Genomic DNA, 14,740 nt, shown 5'->3' with positions numbered 1-14,740 from the left:
CTCACCGACCGCCGCGCGGGCCGGTCCGTGCGGGCACGCGGACCTCGTTCACTCCCTTGGTGGTGCGCACCAGCGCCAGGGCGACCGCGAGCTCGGTGTCGTCGTCGAAGCTGCCGTCGACGGCCGCCGTGGCGTCGTGGACCGAGACCGACCAGCGGTGCCTCCCGCCGGCGTAGCTGTCGAGGCGCCGCTGCGCCTCGCGCTGCGCGGACTCGTCGGTGGGCAGGATCGTCCGCAGCACGTCGCACCGGCTGACGATGCCGATGACGTGCTCCTCGACGACGACCGGGACGCTGTGCGCGCCCTGCTCCACCATGGCGGCCGCGATGTCGGCGACGTCGGCCTCGGGCCAGGCCACCAGCGGCCGGCCCGACATCACCTGGCCGACGCGCGGCGCGGGGGAGCCCCGGCCGCCCGGCGCCGCTTCGCCTGTCACGCCGCCCGTCACGCCGGCAGCCGCGGCGGCCGTCTGCTGCCGGAGCACGTCGAGCTCGCTGATCAGCCCGACCAGGACGTCTCGCTCGTCGACGACGGGCACCGTGGTGATGGACTCCCGCTCCAGCAGCGCCACCGCGTCGCCCAGCGGCGCATCGGCACGCACGGTGTGCACCGGCGCTGTCATGATGTCTTTGGCGTGCATCGTCGGCTCCTCAGTGGTGTGGCGGTCCGAGGGTCCTTCCGATCCTTGGGCGGCTCCTGATCAGGCCGGGATCACGCTGCCCGCGATCGGTTCGAACGCCATCCCCGTTCGCTTCCCGCCTGGGAATCGACGAAACCTCGTCGCGTCGGCGAGGTCGCCGGCTGCAGCCCCAGGATCGCCGGTGCTCTGACGGTGTCAGCTCGAGTGCCGGCCGTCCGCCGTGGCGAGGTGCCGAAGGTACGGGTCGGGCTCGGCGCCGACCGGCGCCAGGCGCAGCTTCACGTCGACCGCGGTGCAGCCGCGCGGGCCCACGAGGACCGGGTTCAGGTCGAGCTCCGCGATCTCGGGGAAGTCCTCGGCGAGGCGGCCGAGGCGCAGCAGCAGATCCTCCAGCGCCGAGGTGTCCGCGGGTGCCGCCCCGCGGTAGCCGGTCAGCAGTGGCGCGGCGCGCAGCCCGCGCCACATCGCCGCGGCGTCGCGGTCGGTGAGCGGCAGCAGCCGGAGCGTCCGGTCGCCGAGCAGGTCCGTGTACACACCGCCGAGGCCGAGCATGAGCAGGGAGCCGAACACCGGATCGTGTACCACGCCGGCCACCATCTCCACGCCCGGATCGGCCATCGGCTGGACGGTCACGGCGGGCTGCCCGGTGCCGACGGCAGCGCCGATCGCCCGGTACGCCACACGGACCGCGGCCTCGTCGGCGAGCCCGAGCCGCACAGCGCCGATGTCGCTCTTGTGCACGAGATCCGGTGCGGCGGCCTTCAGCGCCACCGGGTAGGAGATCACTTCGGCGTAGCGCAGCGCCTCGCCGGCGTCCGTGGCGATGCGCGTCTCCACCACCGGCACGCGGTAGCAGGTGAGCAGCGATCTGGCCACGTCGGCGGGCTGCCAGCCGCCGCCGGTCGCCAATGCCCGCTGCACGATGCCACGGGCCGCGCCGTGGTCGACGTCGGGCAGCGAGGGGCGGGTCCCGACCGGTTCGCGCCGCCTGGCCGCGTACCGTGCCGCCCGGCCCATCGCCAGCACCGCCGGCTCCGGCAGGTCGAACACCGGCACCTTGCGGGTCCCGAGGGTTCTCGGCACGTCCGGCGCGCCGACCACGACGACGGCGACCGGCAGCTGTGGGCAGTCGTCGACCGTGGCGGCGATCGCCGCGACGGTGCCGGGGGTGTCGTTGCTCCTCGTGGCGACGAACGTGACGACCAGCAGGTCCGCCTCGCCGGACCGGGCGACCACCCGGATCGCCTCGCTCACGGAATCGGCGGTGGCCTGGGCGCCGAGGTCGATGGGGTTCACGGCGGCCGGCGTGCGGCCGGGCAGGGTCAGCGTGGGCACGACGAGGCCCGCGGCCGGGGCGGCGTCGGCCGCCAGCACGTTCAGCCCGCCGGCGTTGCCCACCACGGCGAGGCGGTTGCCGGTGGGCAGCGGCTGGTCGGCCAGCACCCGTGCGGTGTCCAGCAGTTCGCCGAGCGTGTCGGTGCGGATGACGCCGGCCTGTTCGAACAGCGCCGCCACCGCCGTCTCCGGCGCCGCGACGGCGGCGGTGTGCGAGGCACCCGCCCGCCGGCCACCTTCCGAGCGGCCGCTCTTGACGGCCAGCACCGGCTTGCGGCTGGCCAGGGCCCGGGCGATCCAGGCGAACCGGCGCGGGTTGCCGAAGGACTCGACGTAGAGCGCGACGGCGCGGGTCGCCGGATCGTCGGCCCAGTAGCTGAGCAGGTCGTTGCTGCTGATGTCGGTCTTGTTGCCGAGCGACACGAAGCTGGAGATGCCGACGCCGCAGCCGGTGGCGGCGTCGAGGATGGCCACGCCGACCGCGCCGGACTGTGACGCCACCGCCAGGCCGCCCGCGACGGGCGGTGCCGGGGCGAAGGTGGCGGTCAGCCGCACGGCGGGGTCGGTGTTCACCACGCCGAGGCAGTTGGGGCCGAGGATCCGCATGCCGTGCCGGCGTGCGTGGCGGACGAGGGCCGCCTGGGTCGCCGGTTCGATGCCGGCGGTCAGGATGACCGCGGCGCGCACGCCCGCGGTGCTGCACTGGCGCACCACCTCGGGGACCGCCGCCGCGGGCACGGCGATGACGGCGAGGTCCACGGCACCGCCGATCGCCGCCACGCTGGGATGGGCGGCCATCCCGCACACCTCCGCGGCGTTCGGGTTGACCGCGTGGAGGGCCCCGGTGTAGCCGCCCGCCCGCAGCGCCGCGAGCACCTCGCGGCCGATCCCGCCGGGTCGCCTCCCGGCACCGATGACGGCCACCGAGGCCGGGGCCAGCAGCGGTCGCAACGAGTGGTGCGCCGCGGTGCGGTCCCGCAGCCCGACGGCGGCCAGCGCCGCCTCGTCCGGCAGTGTCGGCACCCGGATCTGGAACGTCCCGGCGTCGGCCTCGAGCCGTCGGGCGACACCTGGCGCGAGGTCACCGCCCACCCGCAGCATGGCGGCGTTGCCCGGCAGCACGTCGCCGACCAGCTCGGCGATGCCCGCCCGGCGCGCGGCGGCGGCCAGATGCTCCAGCAGCAGCGTGCCGAGACCCTCGCCGTGGTGATCGTCGTCGACCACGAGCGCGAAGTCGGCCCGTGCCGCGTCGATGCGTTCGTAGGAGCCGGCGGCGAGGACGCTGCCGCGCTCCTCCACGAGCAGGTGTACGTGGTCCGGCCCCGACGGCCGGACGAGCCTGCGGACCTCGCCGTCCAATGCCGTGCCAGCGCTGAAGAACCGCAGGTACCGGCTCGCCGGGGAGAGCCGCTGGTGCAGTGCGAGCAGGGCCGGCGCGTCCTGCGGCCGGATCGTGCGGAGCCGGACGATCCGGCCGTCCGTGGTCAGACAGTCGACGGCGCTCATCCGGTTGGTCATGATCGCCTCCAGCCCGTGATGCCGCTGTCAGCGGCGTTCGGTGGAATGCGCCCTGCCCGTTCACGTCATTCTCGCCCACGACCGAGGTGAACGGCAGGGGCGGGCGGCAGGGGCGGGCGGCGGTGGGTCTCGCCGCTGGTCATCCTCGGCGGGCGAATCGGTCGTGTCCGGGTGTGGTCGTCGGTGGAGTGGAGAGCGTAGGCACGCGAGCCGTCGAGCGGAGGTTGACGTGAACGACGACAGAGCGGTCGTGGTCGGCGCCGACGGCGGGGAGCCGTCGTTGCAGGCCGTGCGATGGGCGGCGGAGGAGGCGGCCCGGCGGGGCGCGCCGCTGCGTGTGCTGCTCGCGTACTACTGGAGGACGCCGCTGGCCGCGTTCGCCCCGGCGAGTGAGCTCGCCGAGACCGCGCGGCGGTCCGCCGACACGCTCGTCGCGGACATCGCGCGGGAGGCGTCCGCCGCGCATCCCGAGGCCGACGTGCGGGCGGAGGCGGTGCAGGGGCACCCTGCCGAGGCGCTGCTGACGGCGGGAGAGGACGCGGCGCTGCTGGTCCTGGGGACCAGGGGCCGGCACGCCACCGTGGGGGCCGTGCTCGGCTCGGTCAGCCAGCAGGTCGCCGTCCACGCGAGGTGTCCCGTGGTGGTCGTGCGGGGAAGGACCGACCCGACCGGTGACGTCCTCGTCGGCGTCGACGGCTCCGAACCGTCGGACCGCGCGCTGGCACTCGCGTTCGACGAGGCCCGGCAGCGTGGCTGCGGATTGGTGGCGGTCCGGGCCGTGGAGACGCCGCTGGTGCCGGTGCCGATCGGCGCGCCGCCGGTGGTGTACGACACGGCCGAGGTCCAGCGCGCGTTGTCCGAGCAGGCGGTCGAGCAGGTGGCCAGGGCGAGCGAGCGCTTCCCGGACGTGCGGTGGGAGTGCCACGGTGTCGCCGGTGACGCCGCCGATGTGCTCGTCGAGCGTTCCCAACGAGCGCAGCTGACGGTCGTCGGCAGTCGCGGGCACGGCGGGTTCGCCGGCCTGCTGCTCGGCTCGGTGGGTCTGCGCCTGCTCCACCGTGCGCACTGCCCGGTGCTGATCGCGCACGTCCCGCGCGGTGCCCCGGGACAGGAGGAGCCGTCGTGACCATCGCATCCATGCCCGCCGCGATCGTCATGGTGTGTCACGGCCGGGCCCCAGCGCGCCGGGCGCCGGTGTCGCCGGACGAGGACCACCGCGTCGCCGGGTGAGGTCGGCCGCCTCCAGCTCCGCCAGCTGCAGGGTCCGCGCGGCGAGCGCGGCCTCCAGGGCCGGGATCCAGTGGCGGTCCAGTGCCCGTACCCGCCGCCGGGTGGCGGCCATCTCGCTCTCGACGGCGGCGAGCGCCGCGTCGGCGGCCGCGTGCCTCACCGCGGCGAGCGCCGCCGCGCGGTACGCCGCCTCGGCCTGCGAGAGCGCGGCCCCTCCCGGCGCCAGGAGCTGCGCAGGGCGCTGCGGGATCAGCACCGACGGCTCTCCCGGGCAGCGGACGCCCATCACCGCGGTCCACGGCACCGAGACCTCAGCTGCCGGCAGCTCGGCCGCCGCTTCGATCGCCTCCAGGCCGTCAAGCAGCATCGCACGTTCGAGCCGGCCGCGGGCCGCCGTGTCGGCCGCCGTCCAGTCCCTGGCCGCCTCGGCACGGCGCCGCCGGAGGCGGTCCTGTTCGGCGGCGAGCAGGGTGAGCTTACGCCGCAGGACGCTGCTGCCGTGCCGGGTGACCTCGAGGCGGTGGCGCAGCCACAGCAGACCCGAGCGGCCCACCGGCACATGGCGCAGGGCGATCATCCCTGGGCCTCGGTGGCGTGGGCCGTGCGGATCGCCTCGGGCAGCATGACGAGCTCCCGATCCGGCAGGGTCCGCACCGCCTGCCAGGCCCGGTCGAGCGTGTCGTCCAGGGCCCGCGCCTCGTCGGGCCGCTGGTCGATCAGCCGCTGTTCGACGACGTCGGCGAAGCCGAGGTACTGGCGGTCCACGTCGCCGAGCGCCGCCGCCCCGATCAGGTCGGCCAGCTCGCGGGTCTGCCGGGCCCGCGACAAGGCGGCGAGCACCTGCGCCGCGAGCGGAAGGTGGTCGTCCCGGGTGCGGCCCGGGCCGGCCCCGTGGCGCATGAGCCGGGAGAGCGACGACAGCGGGTCGACCGGCGGATACACGCCCCGGCCGTGCAGTTCGGCCGACAGCACGATCTGCCCCTCGGTGATGTACCCGGTGAGGTCCGGCACCGGATGCGTGATGTCCCCGGCCGGCATGGTCAGCACCGGCAGGATCGTCACCGAGCCGGGCCGGTGCCGGATCCGGCCGCACCGTTCGTAGAGGGAGGCGAGGTCGGTGTAGAGGTACCCGGGATAGGCCCGCCGGGCGGGCAGCTCGCCACGGGCCGACGACACCTCCCGCAGCGCCTCGGCATAGCTGGTCATGTCGGTCATCACGACCAGGACGTCCCGGCCGCCGGTGAACGCGAGGTCCTCGGCGACTGTCAGTGCCAGCCGCGGCGTGAGGATCCGTTCGATCACCGGATCGTCCGCCGTGTTCAGCAGCAGCACCAGCTCACCGGCGGTGGCCCGTTCGTCCAGGGCGTCCCGGACGTACGCGGCGTCGGCGTGGGTGAGGCCCATGCCCGCGAAGACCACGCTGAACGGTGCGCCGCCGACATGGGACTGCGCGGCGATCTGGACGGCCAGTTCGAGGTGCGGCAGGCCCGCGGCGCTGAACACCGGGAGCTTCTGGCCGCGCACCAGGGTGGTCAGCGCGTCGACCACGGAGACGCCCGTGATGACCGGCTCGGCCGGTGGTTCGCGCCACGTCGGGTTGAGCGGTGCTCCGGCGACCGCCGCGCTGCGCTCACCGGTGACGGGCGGGCCGCCGTCGATCGGCGTGCCGCGGCCGTTGCAGGTGCGCCCCAGCCAGCGGTCGCCGACCGTGATGCGCATCGGTGCGCCGGCGAACGCGACGGTGCTGCCGTGGCGCCCCATGCCCGCCGTTCCCTCGAGCACCTGGACGACGGCCGTGTCGCGGTCGACCTCGAGCACGACGCCGTGCCGGCGGGCGCCGGCGGGCAGGCGGAGGGTGACGACATCGTCGTAGCCGGCTCCCGCGACGCCGCCGACGACGACCAGGGGGCCGCGCAGCTCCCGGATGTCGCCGTACTCGACCAAGGGCCATGCGGTCATGCCATCCTCCCCGGGGCCGCCGCATTGAGCTGGGCCAGGATCGAGTCGCGCAGCCGGGCGACGCCGCCGGCGTCGGCGGGGCCGAGCGTTTCGCGGGCGCGGGCCAGCGGGCCGAAGTCGATCGCCTCGATGGAGGCCGGCCCGGTGCCGGCGTCGACGAGCGCGTGGCAGCGGTCGCAGACGGTGAGGACGGCGTCGAGCAGCGCCGCCGACTTCACCGCCGTGCAGTAGGCGTCGTTCGCGACGAGGGCGTTCTGCTGCAGCACGCCGTCGCGCAGCAGCCGCCCGGCGAGCAGCGTCATCCGTTCGTGCGTCGGCAGCCCGCCCGTGCCGACGAGGTCGGCGAGCGCGGCGATGCGGTCGGCGTCGGCGAGCACGTCCAGCGCCCGCGCCCGCCGGGCGTCCCAGCCCGGATCCCCGCGACGGGCGTAGTCGGCACCGACCAGCCCGGTGTCGCGGGAGAACGACGCCGACCAGGACACCGCGGGGTAGTGGCGGGCGTAGGCGAGATCCCGGTCGAGCGTCCACCGGCAGCGCACGAACCGCTCGGTGTTCGCGACGACCGGCTCGGTCATGTCGCCGCCGGGCGGGGACACTGCGCCGACGATCGTGACCGAGCCGGAGCCGCCACCGAGCGTCCGCACGACGCCGGCTCTTTCGTAGAAGGCGGCCAGCGCCGAGGCGAGGTCGGCGGGGTAGCCCTCCTCGGCCGGTGGTGTTCCGCTGCGGGACGCGAACTCGCGCAGCGCCTCCGCCCACCGTGACGTGGAGTCGGCGATGACCACCGCGTCGTAGCCCATGTCGCGGTAGAACTCGGCGACGGTGACGCCGGTGTAGATGCTGGCCTCCCGGGCCATCATCGGCATGTTCGACGTGTTGGCGATCACGACGGTCCGGTCGAGCAGGCGGCCCCCGGTCCGAGGGTCCTCCAGTGTGGACAGCTCGCCGACGACGTCGGCCATCTCGTTGCCGCGCTCGCCGCATCCGACGTAGACGATGACGTGGGCGTCGCACCACTTGGCGATCTGCTGCAGCAGGAGGGTCTTGCCGGTGCCGAAGCCGCCCGGCACCGCCGCCGTGCCGCCTTTGGCGATCGGGAAGAACGCGTCGACCACGCGCTGCCCGGTGAGCAGCGGCGCGTCCGCGGCGCGGCGGTCCGTGTACGGGCGCGGGGTGCGTACGGGCCACGACGTGGTCATCGTCACCGGTGCCGTCCCGACGGTGACGAGGACGTCGTCGGGTCCGTACTCGCCGGGTGCGGCGACCTGTCGGACGGTGCCGGACACGTGCGGCGGGACGAGCACCCGGAACTCGATCGGGCCGCCGGTGGCGACGGTGCCGAGGATCCCGCCCGGTACGGCCGTGTCGCCCTTCGCCACCCGCGGTGTGAAACGCCGGGTCGCGCCCTGCGCCGGCGCGCCGAGCGACCCCGCGGTGAGCCAGACCGGGCCGCCGGCGAGGGGGCGCAGCAGGCCGTCGAACAGCCCGCCGAGCAGCCACGGCCCGAGCGGCGCCGCCAATGGCCGGCCGAGCGGGACGGCGGCGTCTCCGGGGCGGAGCCCGCCGGTGTACTCGTACGCCTGCACGGTGACGGCCGGGCCCCGGACGGCGACCACCTCGCCGGGTGAGCGGTGCGGGCCGAGCTCGAGCACGTCGTGCATGGCGGCGTCCGCGCCGTCCACCTGCACCAGCGGCCCGCTGACGCGCGTGATCCGGGCGGCCGGCGTGGAGTCGATGCCCCGTGCGGTCATCGCCACAGCTCCGCCACCGCTTCGGCCGACTCGACGGCATGCCGGGTGAGCGACGCGACGGAGCAGTCCACGCGCCGGTCACCGAGACGGGCCGTGAAGCCGCCACCGGCCGCCGGTTCGACCGTCGCGCCCGGACCGAGCGCGGCGGCGGCCCGGGCGGCGAGCGCGGGTCCGAGCCGCCTGTCGTCGAGTGCCGCTCGCAGCGCCTCGGCCACGCGACGGCACAGTTCGTCGTAGACGTCCCACTGCGCCGCCAGCACGAGCGCGTGGGCGGCACGGCGGGTGTGCGCCTCCTCGGCCTTGGCGAGGCGTGCGGCGTCGGCGCGGCCGGTGCCGCGCGCCACCTCCAGGACCCGTTCGGCCTCGGCGCCGGCGTCGGCCAGCAGCCGGGTGCAGGACCGTGCGGTCTCGGCGCGGACGGCGGCGGCGTCCGCCTGCGCACGGTGCAGCAGTGCCGAACGGACCGGCTCGAGGCTCTCACGGACCGGCATGCTCATGCGACACCGTCCGGGTCCGGCAGCACGGCGAGCAGGCGGCCACCCGGCCCGCCGGCCGCCACCACGGCCCGAGCCGCGGACGGGGTGACGATGACGAAGCCGACCCGGGGGTCGAGCTCCCGCCATGCGGCCTGGGCCGCCCGTTCGTCCTCCGCGGTGACGACCGTGACCCCGGCCAGGCCGTAGCCGCGGACCAGACGGGTCTCGCCGATCGCCGCGACGCGAACCGTCGCGTCCATGCTCACGCCTTGCCGATCAGGATGATCGCGACGATGAGCCCGTAGATCGCGATGCCCTCTGCCAGGCCGACGACCACCATGGCGCGGCCGAACAGCTCGGGACGCTCGCTCAACGCCGCCAGTGCCGCGGCGCCGGTGTACGCCACGGCGATCGCCGCGCCGATCGATGAGCCGGCCACCGCGATGGCCGCGCCGAGCAGCGCGGCCCAGCTCGCGCCGCCCGTCCCGGCCTGCGCGACCGCCGTGGTGCCCGCACCGGCCCGAGCCGGGGTGAGCAGCAGCGCCGCGGCGGAGACGGCGGCGGCGAACAGCACGGCGTTCGCCAGGACCAGCGCGCGGGTCACCAGCCGGGGCCGCCGGGCGGCGAATCGCCGTACGGCCCAGGCGACCATCAGGACACCCGGCACCGCGCCGAGCCAGAGTGCGTTCACCGCTGAACCTCCTTCGAAGCCGGAACACAGCGCCACGGCCGGAAGGGCCGGCCGGTTCCCTCGAACACCCGGGAGAACAGCTCGTAGTACTCCAGGCGCAGCGCCTGTACCCCGGCGACGACGGCCTCGAGGCCGAACGCGACCGCGTTGCCGAGCACGAAGACGGTCACCGCCGCGACCGTCCACGTCCCGCCCCGGTGCCACAGCCCGGTCGTGCCGGCCCACACGAGCGCGCCGAGTGCCGCGTGCGTCAGCCCGAACGCGGCCAGCCGGGCGAACGACACCAGGTTCGCGCAGATGCGGACGACGAGGTCGAAGAGCTGGACGGCGGTCTGCGCCACGGCGGCACCCTCGCCCGCGGCGGCATACAGGCCGGCAGCGGCGATCGCCAGTCCCGCGGCCGCGACGGCCGCCGCGACGGCGACGAGCGGGATGCTCGCGGCGAAGACTCCGCCGGCGAGCAGGCCCAGGCCGGCGAAGACGGCGGCGCCCGCGATGCCGGACGGCGCGTACAACGCCAACCCGGCCGAGCCCTCCCGCCAGCGGTTCACGATGCCCACCACGTAGGCGACGGCGAGGAACGCCCCGCCGAGCCCGACCGCGGCGACCAGCAGCCGCACCGGCTCGGCCAACGGCCGCAGCCACAGCGCGGACAGCAGCCCGGTGGGCCCGAAGAACTCGCCGTAGAGCACGCCGAAGACGGTGGCGGCCAGGCCCGCGCCGGCAACGAATGGCCACGCGTCGCGAAGCCTGGGGTACCGCCGGGGTGGGCGCCGGGCCAGCAATGCGGCGACCAGCACCAGGACGAGCCCGTGACCGGCGTCGCCGAACATCATTCCGAACATCACCACGTAGGCCACGCCGGCCAGGAGCGTCGGGTCGACATCGGCGTAGGGCACCGCGCCGTACGTCTCGACGATCGGCGCGAACGACCTGCTCACCCGCCCGGCCCGGGTGAGCAGCGTCGGCGGCTCGGTCCCGGGCGGCGGTCGCAGCGCGGCGAGCGCACCACCGAGTGGTGCCAGCCGGTCGGCCAACGCACCCCGGGCCGGCTCGGGACACCAGCCCAGGTACGCGGCCGCGCCGTGGCGGCGCGACGCCGCGGCCCGCATCCGGTCGAAGTCCACCGCGTCCGGATCGCCGGCGCCGTGGTCGACCGGCTCCAGCTCGACCACGCCGGCGAGCCCGACCTCGGTCAGGACCGCGTCGAGCGTGTTCTCGGGCGCCACCAGGGCGACCCGCGTCATGCGCACCGGCCGCAGCCGTTGCCGCCACGATGCCGGTCCGGGCGGGGTCACGGCGTGTCCCGGCCCCGGCCGGTGCCGTACATCTCGTCCAGCGCGGCCGAGACGATCGACGGCGCGGCGACGTCGAGGCGGTCCCAGGCGCGGGCACGCAACGCTTCGGCCGTGCACCGCGCGTCGGCCATGACGGTCTCCATGGCTTGGGCGGTGTCGGCGCGTGCCGCGGCGAACGCCTCGGCGCGAGCCTGTTGTGCACGGGTGTGCGCGGCCGTCATGATCCGTTGCGCCGCGACACCTGCCCGGCGCTGTCGCTGCGTGGCCGCCGCCTCCGCCTCGGCCCGGATCGCGGCGGCCTCCGCGTCGGCGGCGGCGAGCACGGAGAAGACCGGGCGCAGTTCCTCCTCGGCCCGAGCCGCCCGGTCGGCGGGCACCGCCGCCTGCCCGGCCGCGCCCGGGGGGCCGGCCGGCCGAAAGCGTTGCAGGAGTTGCCGCAGCGTCGTCACGGTCGGTTCCTACCCCCGCCGGACGGCCGGCAACGGCTCGCCGCGGCGCATCCTGGGGGTATGCGATCCGGTGCCGCGCAGGTCGCCGGCGCCGTGCGGGCACGCGCCCTCGCCCGGCGTTGTGTGGGTCCCGCGTCGGCACGGGTGCTGGCCGGGAGTTCGGGGCTCGACGCGGCGATCGGCATGCTGGCGGCGGGACCGTACGGCCGCGAGGTGCGCCCGGGCCAGGACACGCGGTCGGTGCAGGAGGCGGTGTCCCGCACGGCGCTGTGGCACCTGCGGATCCTCGCGGGATGGCTGCCGCGGGACGGCGTCGAGCAGTTGCGGGCGATCGCCGGCTGGTTCGAGATCCGCAACGTGGAGCGGATGTTGCGCCACGGACGGGGCCATGACGGCCCTGCACCGTTCGAACTGGGGTCGTTGGCGGTCGTGCGGCCGCCGCTGTCCGCCACGTTCACAGTGGACCAGGTGCGGGCGGCGCTGGCGTCATCCGCGTGGGGTGACCCCGGGGGCGCGACCGCCCGCGCGATCGGACAGGGCATGCGGGCCGGCTGGGCGGTGCGTGCCGCGGCGGTACCTCCGGCCGAGCCGTGGGCCGCGGGCGGCCTCGCCCTGATGGTGGCCCGGGAGCGCTGGTTCACCGGCCGGCCGCTCACCGAAGCGGCCCACACCCGCGCCGCCGGTCTGCTCGGCCGACGCGCGCTCGACGCCGCTTCGTTCGCCGGCTTCGTCGCAGCGCTTCCGGCCCCGGCCGCGTGGGCGCTCGCCGACGTGCCGTCGCCGGATGCGCTCTGGCGGGCGGAGGCGGGCTGGTGGGCACGGGTCGGCCGGGACGCACACGGGCTGCTGCGCACAGCCGGTTTCGACGGCCGTCCCGCCGTCGGCGCGGCCGCCGCGCTCGCGGTCGACGCCTGGCGGGTCAGAGCGGCCGTGGCCGCCGCGGCGGACGGCGCCGGCACCGGGCCGTACGACGCCGTGATCGACGCCGGCCGCCGGGAGTGACGGGTGAGAAGCCCCGGAATTTCGTGTGCGGATGGGTGCGCGAGGACGAGACTTGAACTCGTGCAGACGGTCGCGACGCGGGTGGCGCGCCGTATCGAGGTCCGTGGGACGGTGCAGGGCGTCGGCTTCCGGCCGTTCCTCTACCGGCTGGCCCGTGGGCTGGGCCTGGACGGTTGTGTCCGCAACGACGGCGGCGTCGTGGTGGTCGAGGCCGCCGGCTCTGCCGAGGCATTGCACGCGCTCGTCGCCCGGCTGCGGACCGAGGCGCCCGTCCAGGCCCGCGTCGACGACGTGCGGGTGAGCGAACTGCACGGTCGCGCGCCGGCGCCCGGCGCCGGCTTCCGGGTCGGCCTGTCGATCCGCCCGCGCACGGCCGGTGCCGCGACCGGCCGGATACCGCCGGACCTCGGCACCTGCGACCGGTGTCTGGCGGAGCTGTTCGACCCCGGCGACCGGCGGCACCGCTATCCGTTCGTCAACTGCACCGACTGCGGTCCCCGGGCGACGATTGCAGACGCCCTGCCATACGACCGGGCACGCACGAGCATGCGGGACTTCCCGATGTGCGCGGACTGTGCGGGGGAGTACGCAGATCCGGCGGACCGGCGCTTCCACGCCGAACCGATCGCCTGCCCGGCATGCGGCCCGCGACTGGCATGGCACGGCGCGGGCGACGCCGTCCCGGCCACCCACGGCGACGACGCGCTCGCCGCGGCGGAGCACCTCATCGGCCGCGGCGGTATTGTCGCCCTCAAGGGACTCGGCGGCTACCAGCTCGTCTGCGACGCGACCGACGGGACCGCCGTCGCCCGGCTGCGCGAACGCAAGCATCGCCCGGCCAAACCCTTCGCCGTCATGGTGGACAGCCTGGCGACGGCGCGGCGGCTGGCCCGCGTCAGCGGGGCGGAGGCGGCGCTGCTGACCTCGCCGGCGCGCCCGGTCGTGCTGCTGGCCCCACTGGCGGACGGCCCCGTGGTGGACGCCGTGGCGTCCGGTGTCCCGCGGCTCGGGCTGTTCCTGCCCACCACGCCGCTGCACCATCTGCTGCTCGCCGATCTGGCCCGCCCGCTGGTGGTCACCAGCGGCAACGTCTCGGACGAGCCGATCGTGGTCGACGACGACGAGGCCCGGCGGCGGCTGGCCGGGATCGCCGACGGCTTCCTCGGCCACGACCGGGCGATCCGGTCCCGGTACGACGACTCGGTGACCCGCGTCGTCGCCGGACGGGCGTCGCTCGTGCGGCGTGCCCGCGGCTACGCACCCGAGCCGATCGCCCTGCCGGTGCCCGCGCGGCCGCCGCTGCTGGCCGTCGGCGCTCAGCTCAAGCACACCTTCACGCTCGCCGACGGCGGCACCGCGTTCGTCGGTCCGCACACCGGCGACCTGGAACAGCAGGCCACGATGGAGGCGTTCACGGCGAACCTCGCGCAGTTGTCCCGCGTCGTGGGCGTCACGCCGGAGGTTGTCGCGCACGACCTGCATCCGGGCTACCTGTCGACGCAGTACGCCGCGGCGCTGCCGGTCGGGCGGCGGATCGCGGTGCAGCATCATCACGCGCATGTCGCGTCGTGCGCGGCGGAGCACGGTGTGACCGGCCGGTTCGTCGGCGTGGCCTACGACGGGCTGGGGCTCGGCGACGACGGCACCCTGTGGGGCGGCGAGGTGTTCGTCGCCGACCTCGTCTCGTGCCGGCGGGTGGCACGGTTCGCCCGGGCGCCGTTGCCCGGCGGTGAAGCCGCGGTGCGGCGCCCGGCCCGCATGGCGCTCGGCTATCTGTTCGGCTCCGAGCTGCCCGATGAACGTGTGCCGCGCGCGGCCGAGCCGTTCCTGCGCCGGTTGCCTGATCGCGAGGTCGCCACCGTGCGCCGGATGGTCGCGCGCGGCGTCAACTGCCCGGTCGCGTCGAGCGCGGGGAGGCTCTTCGACGCGGTCGCCACACTGCTCGGCGTCCGCGACGACGCGACCTACGAAGGGGAGGCGGCGGTCGCACTGGAGGCGCTCGCGGCCGGCTTTCCGGGCGCGCCCGAACTGCCGTGGCGGCTGACGGCACGGGACGGCCTGGTGGTGTACGACCCGTCGCCGACCCTGCTGGCACTGTCGGACGCGCTGCGGGACGGCGTCGGTGCGGGGCCGCTCGCCGCCGGGTTCCACGCCACGATCGCCGTCGTGACCGTCGCCCTGTGCACCGACGTCGCCGCGCGGCACGGGCTGCGGACCGTCTGCCTGTCCGGCGGGGTCATGCAGAACCAGCTCCTGGTGGAGGCCATCGTCGGGGGACTGTCGGCGGCGGGGCTGGAGCCACTGGTCAACGAGCTGGTGCCGGGCAACGACGGCGGGATCAGCTACGGCCAGGCGGCGGTCGCCGCCGCCCGGATGCGGAGGGGGTGAGGC

At 75.7% G+C, this 14,740-nt stretch carries 13 protein-coding genes; 3 read left to right on the top strand and 10 right to left on the bottom strand.

Going from position 1 to position 14,740, the window contains the following annotated elements; translation table 11 throughout:
• Position 1 precedes the first annotated feature (1 nt).
• Both ACFY3L_RS23800 and ACFY3L_RS23795 read right to left on the bottom strand, forming a co-directional pair.
• A complete protein-coding gene (locus ACFY3L_RS23800) occupies positions 2 to 640 on the bottom strand; it encodes an HPP family protein (protein ID WP_389327863.1) in 639 nt (212 codons plus the stop codon).
• 195 nt (positions 641 to 835) lie between these two features.
• Positions 836 to 3,493, bottom strand: a complete 2,658-nt coding sequence (locus ACFY3L_RS23795) for a GNAT family N-acetyltransferase (RefSeq protein ID WP_389327860.1) — start codon at positions 3,491 to 3,493, stop codon at positions 836 to 838.
• 229 nt (positions 3,494 to 3,722) lie between these two features.
• Between ACFY3L_RS23795 and ACFY3L_RS23790 the strand changes: the two genes are divergently transcribed.
• Positions 3,723 to 4,619, top strand: a complete 897-nt coding sequence (locus ACFY3L_RS23790; protein ID WP_389327857.1) for a universal stress protein — start codon at positions 3,723 to 3,725, stop codon at positions 4,617 to 4,619.
• 27 nt (positions 4,620 to 4,646) lie between these two features.
• Here ACFY3L_RS23790 and ACFY3L_RS23785 read toward each other — a convergent pair whose 3' ends face one another.
• From ACFY3L_RS23785 to ACFY3L_RS23750, 8 genes are read right to left on the bottom strand one after another with little or no spacing between them, the layout of a single operon-like run.
• Complete coding sequence (locus ACFY3L_RS23785; RefSeq protein ID WP_389327854.1) at positions 4,647 to 5,300, bottom strand: V-type ATP synthase subunit D; 654 nt, start codon at positions 5,298 to 5,300, stop codon at positions 4,647 to 4,649.
• Positions 5,297 to 6,682 (bottom strand): V-type ATP synthase subunit B, encoded by a 1,386-nt coding sequence (locus tag ACFY3L_RS23780; RefSeq protein ID WP_389327851.1) that lies wholly within the window; start codon positions 6,680 to 6,682, stop codon positions 5,297 to 5,299. Before ACFY3L_RS23780 ends, ACFY3L_RS23785 begins: the two co-directional genes overlap by 4 nt.
• Positions 6,679 to 8,433, bottom strand: coding sequence for a V-type ATP synthase subunit A (locus ACFY3L_RS23775; protein WP_389327848.1), 1,755 nt, complete (start codon positions 8,431 to 8,433; stop codon positions 6,679 to 6,681). The genes ACFY3L_RS23780 and ACFY3L_RS23775 overlap by 4 nt, the downstream gene beginning before the upstream one ends.
• The gene (locus tag ACFY3L_RS23770) at positions 8,430 to 8,930 is read right to left on the bottom strand and encodes a hypothetical protein (RefSeq protein WP_389327845.1); all 501 of its coding nucleotides are present in this window, start codon (positions 8,928 to 8,930) and stop codon (positions 8,430 to 8,432) included. Before ACFY3L_RS23770 ends, ACFY3L_RS23775 begins: the two co-directional genes overlap by 4 nt.
• A complete protein-coding gene (locus ACFY3L_RS23765; protein ID WP_389327842.1) occupies positions 8,927 to 9,169 on the bottom strand; it encodes a hypothetical protein in 243 nt (80 codons plus the stop codon). Before ACFY3L_RS23765 ends, ACFY3L_RS23770 begins: the two co-directional genes overlap by 4 nt.
• Positions 9,170 to 9,171: 2 nt before the next feature.
• Positions 9,172 to 9,600 (bottom strand): ATP synthase subunit C, encoded by a 429-nt coding sequence (locus tag ACFY3L_RS23760; protein WP_389327839.1) that lies wholly within the window; start codon positions 9,598 to 9,600, stop codon positions 9,172 to 9,174.
• On the bottom strand, positions 9,597 to 10,847 hold the full coding sequence (locus tag ACFY3L_RS23755; protein ID WP_389327836.1) for a V-type ATPase 116kDa subunit family protein: 1,251 nt from the start codon (positions 10,845 to 10,847) through the stop codon (positions 9,597 to 9,599). Before ACFY3L_RS23755 ends, ACFY3L_RS23760 begins: the two co-directional genes overlap by 4 nt.
• A 47-nt stretch (positions 10,848 to 10,894) precedes the next feature.
• Positions 10,895 to 11,347 (bottom strand): hypothetical protein, encoded by a 453-nt coding sequence (locus ACFY3L_RS23750; RefSeq protein WP_389327833.1) that lies wholly within the window; start codon positions 11,345 to 11,347, stop codon positions 10,895 to 10,897.
• 60 nt (positions 11,348 to 11,407) lie between these two features.
• On the opposite strand from ACFY3L_RS23750, the gene ACFY3L_RS23745 reads away from it, so the two are divergent.
• Together ACFY3L_RS23745 and hypF are read left to right on the top strand one after the other, a co-directional pair.
• Positions 11,408 to 12,349: a hypothetical protein gene (locus tag ACFY3L_RS23745; protein WP_389327830.1), complete on the top strand. Its 942-nt coding sequence runs from the start codon at positions 11,408 to 11,410 to the stop codon at positions 12,347 to 12,349.
• Positions 12,350 to 12,409: 60 nt separating this feature from the next.
• The gene (gene hypF, locus ACFY3L_RS23740) at positions 12,410 to 14,737 is read left to right on the top strand and encodes a carbamoyltransferase HypF (RefSeq protein WP_389327828.1); all 2,328 of its coding nucleotides are present in this window, start codon (positions 12,410 to 12,412) and stop codon (positions 14,735 to 14,737) included.
• Positions 14,738 to 14,740 lie beyond the last annotated feature (3 nt).

Source organism: Dactylosporangium sp. NPDC000521 (assembly GCF_042898305.1).
GTDB lineage: Bacteria > Actinomycetota > Actinomycetes > Mycobacteriales > Micromonosporaceae > Dactylosporangium.
Note: the sequence above shows the minus strand (reverse complement) of the source record. Positions and strands in the feature narration are given on the sequence as shown.

Coding starts and splice junctions, on each gene's coding strand:
- ACFY3L_RS23800 (WP_389327863.1), bottom strand. CDS start 640: ATGCACGCCAAAGACATCATGACAGCGCCGGTGCACACCGTGCGTGCC.
- ACFY3L_RS23795 (WP_389327860.1), bottom strand. CDS start 3,493: ATGACCAACCGGATGAGCGCCGTCGACTGTCTGACCACGGACGGCCGG.
- ACFY3L_RS23785 (WP_389327854.1), bottom strand. CDS start 5,300: ATGATCGCCCTGCGCCATGTGCCGGTGGGCCGCTCGGGTCTGCTGTGG.
- ACFY3L_RS23780 (WP_389327851.1), bottom strand. CDS start 6,682: ATGACCGCATGGCCCTTGGTCGAGTACGGCGACATCCGGGAGCTGCGC.
- ACFY3L_RS23775 (WP_389327848.1), bottom strand. CDS start 8,433: ATGACCGCACGGGGCATCGACTCCACGCCGGCCGCCCGGATCACGCGC.
- ACFY3L_RS23770 (WP_389327845.1), bottom strand. CDS start 8,930: ATGAGCATGCCGGTCCGTGAGAGCCTCGAGCCGGTCCGTTCGGCACTG.
- ACFY3L_RS23765 (WP_389327842.1), bottom strand. CDS start 9,169: ATGGACGCGACGGTTCGCGTCGCGGCGATCGGCGAGACCCGTCTGGTC.
- ACFY3L_RS23755 (WP_389327836.1), bottom strand. CDS start 10,847: ATGACGCGGGTCGCCCTGGTGGCGCCCGAGAACACGCTCGACGCGGTC.
- ACFY3L_RS23745 (WP_389327830.1), top strand. CDS start 11,408: ATGCGATCCGGTGCCGCGCAGGTCGCCGGCGCCGTGCGGGCACGCGCC.